The following is a 682-nucleotide window of genomic DNA, read 5'->3' as shown; positions in this document are numbered from 1 at the left end:
GCTCCCCGCGAATGTGGAGCACCCGGCGGTTGCCCCCCGCCACCTTCCGCACCACCAAGTAGCGTGTGCCGTCCTTGTCGTGTTGGACATACAAAACCCCGCGCTCCCCTAGCCGCTTCCACAAGGTGCGGGGGGAAGGAAGGGCCTCCCCGTTTTCGGCGGCCATCCGGGACAAGACGCTATAGGTGGCCTCGGGGTCTAGCAGAATCCCTTCCCGTTCAGGGAGTGAAGGAGCCCACCCGAGGGTGGCCCCTCGAGGTTCCCATCGGCCCGGGGCGGCCTCGGGGCTCCCGCTCATGCTGGGTACCCACCTCCACCCCCAAAGGGCGGCGTTGCGCGGGGGCTCCCCTTCCTCCCACCCGTCTAGGCTCACCAGGTGGCCGCGCCCAGCGGTAAACGCGCCCATGAGCAAAGGCACAAACCGCTCCACCGGGTCAGCGTCCCGTTGCCACTCCCCTTGACGGCGCACCGCCTCTTCCAGGGCGGCCAGCGCGGGCTCAAGGTCAAGGTGGAGCCCCAGCTCGTGGAGGTAGCCGCCCAAGAGGAGGAGGGCGGCGTGGAGCCTGGCCCCAGCGTCAGCCGTCCTCCCGTGCTCCCCGAGGGCGGCCCAGCGGGGGCGAAGGGCCACCCCTAAAGGCAGAAGGGCTTCCACCAAGAGCCCCTTGGAAAGGGGCCAGCGGCC

The 682-nt window shown here is 69.9% G+C and carries 1 pseudogene; it reads right to left on the bottom strand.

Annotated features, from left to right (window positions below):
• Nucleotides 1–652, bottom strand: a pseudogene (locus AC01Y6_RS10885) (bifunctional DNA primase/polymerase); the annotation flags it as partial.
• Nucleotides 653–682 lie beyond the last annotated feature (30 nt).

This window comes from Thermus sp., assembly GCF_056332225.1.
Note: the sequence above shows the minus strand (reverse complement) of the source record. Positions and strands in the feature narration are given on the sequence as shown.